Raw genomic sequence first — 1,957 nt, 5'->3', positions numbered from 1 at the left:
TTATTGCTATTGTTATTGATTTTTGATATTGTAATTGCTATTGATTAACTTTACCACATCAAATATACAAAAATGACTAAAAAAGAGCGTGCAACATTTGTTATAAATACGTTAAACGATTTGTATCCTGAAATTCCGATTCCTTTAGACCATAAAGATCCGTATACTTTATTGATTGCTGTTTTACTATCGGCGCAATGTACAGATGTTCGTGTCAATCAGATTACGCCTTTGTTATTTGCTAAAGCTGACAATCCGTACGATATGATAAAAATGAGTGTGGAAGAAATTAAGGAAATCATTCGTCCTTGCGGATTATCACCTATGAAATCGAAAGGGATTCACGGTTTATCGCACATCTTAATAGAAAAATACAATGGCGAAGTGCCGCAAAGTTTTGAAGCGTTAGAGGCCTTACCTGCTGTTGGGCATAAAACCGCTAGTGTTGTGATGAGTCAGGCATTTGGAGTACCCGCCTTTCCTGTAGATACGCATATTCACCGATTATTATACCGATGGAATTTAACTTCTGGCAAAAACGTTGTACAAACCGAGAAAGATGCCAAAGTTATTTTTCCGGAAGAAACGTGGAACGAGTTGCACTTACAAATTATTTGGTACGGACGAGAATACTCACCTGCAAGAGGATGGGACTTAGAAAAAGATACCATTACCAAAACGATTGGAAGAAAATCTGTTCTTAACGAATATTATAAAAAAAATGCTTCGAAATAATCTTCCGAAGCATTTTTAATCAATTTGCTATGCTTTCAAAAGTAAGGTTTCCTACTTTAACCATTTTCATAGCCTGCGAATAACTCAATATAAAACTAACTGCACTTTTACTGGGTTTCATTTCTTTAATTGATTGTCTTTTTTTAGCGTAAAGTTTTCCCATATACGAACTTAATTGTTTATTTATAGGATAACGCAAGAACACATTATATTATTGTATGAAACCTTTAATTCGTTAAAATAATATTATTTTTTTCGATAATTTTTCTCAAATTAATTACAGCATAGCGCATTCTACCCAAGGCAGTATTGATGCTTACACCTGTAATTTCAGAAATCTCTTTGAAACTTAAATCTTCATAAAAACGCATTTTTATAACTTCTTTTTGATCTTCAGGCAGTTGTTCTAAGATTTTTCTAACATCTAATTCTACTTGATTTTCAATAAGTTGGTTTTCAATTGTCAAACTTGAATCGGTCATAAAATCAAAAATACTATATTCGTCGGTTTCTCGTTGAAATGGCATTTTTTTATTATGTCTGAAATAGTCAATAACTAAATTAGAGGCAATACGCATTACCCAAGGCAGAAACTTACCTTCTTCATTATACCCTTTGGTGCGTAACGTTTTAATTACTTTAATAAAGGTATCTTGAAAAATATCATCGCATACCGAACGGTCTGGAATTTTAGAATAAATAAATCCAAAGATTTTAGACTGGTGTCTTTCTATTAAAACTTGTAAAGCTGTTTCGTCTCCACTAATGTAGTTTTGCAATAAAATTGCGTCAGGAGTTTGTACTCTATTTGCCATAAATATACTTTTTAGATTTGGAACTAAAATTTTAAAAAAGTATTTTTATATAATAAGCAAATAGGTTTAGGGGTTAATTAATAGCAAATATAATGTTAAATATTTCTAAATTCCAAATATAATTTAAAAATTTAACATTTTTATTGTAATTAAGTAGTGAAACCAAGTAAAATACCTCACAAAAATAGATTTTCGCGAGGTAGTTTTTAGAATTTTTATAATTAATTGATAACTATTTCACTATCATTTTTTTAACGCTTCTTTTGTCTCCAGAGTAAACTGTTACTAAATAAATTCCTTGTGAAAGATTTTTAATATCAATATTATTCGTATCCGTTTTGGTTTCTAAAACTAACATACCTGTCATATTATATACTTCAACTTTGTCAATTTCATCTTCAGAAATT

Annotated in this window: 3 protein-coding genes; 1 reads left to right on the top strand and 2 read right to left on the bottom strand. The window is 30.4% G+C overall.

The genetic code is table 11. From position 1 onward, the window contains the following. The first annotated feature begins 72 nt into the window (after window positions 1–72). Entirely contained in the window at window positions 73–735 is a 663-nt protein-coding gene (locus tag ABWO04_RS11495) for an endonuclease III domain-containing protein (RefSeq protein ID WP_353079827.1), read from the top strand. Between the two features lie 227 nt (window positions 736–962). On the opposite strand, the gene ABWO04_RS11490 is transcribed toward ABWO04_RS11495, so the two are convergent. After that, a complete protein-coding gene (locus ABWO04_RS11490) occupies window positions 963–1,550 on the bottom strand; it encodes an RNA polymerase sigma factor (protein ID WP_353079826.1) in 588 nt (195 codons plus the stop codon). Window positions 1,551–1,782: 232 nt separating this feature from the next. Beyond that, window positions 1,783–1,941: a T9SS type A sorting domain-containing protein gene (locus ABWO04_RS11485; RefSeq protein WP_353079828.1), complete on the bottom strand. Its 159-nt coding sequence runs from the start codon at window positions 1,939–1,941 to the stop codon at window positions 1,783–1,785. Window positions 1,942–1,957: the final 16 nt, after the last annotated feature.

The sequence above is a fragment of the Flavobacterium sp. genome, assembly GCF_040382755.1.
Taxonomy (GTDB): Bacteria; Bacteroidota; Bacteroidia; order Flavobacteriales; family Flavobacteriaceae; genus Flavobacterium.
Note: the sequence above shows the minus strand (reverse complement) of the source record. Positions and strands in the feature narration are given on the sequence as shown.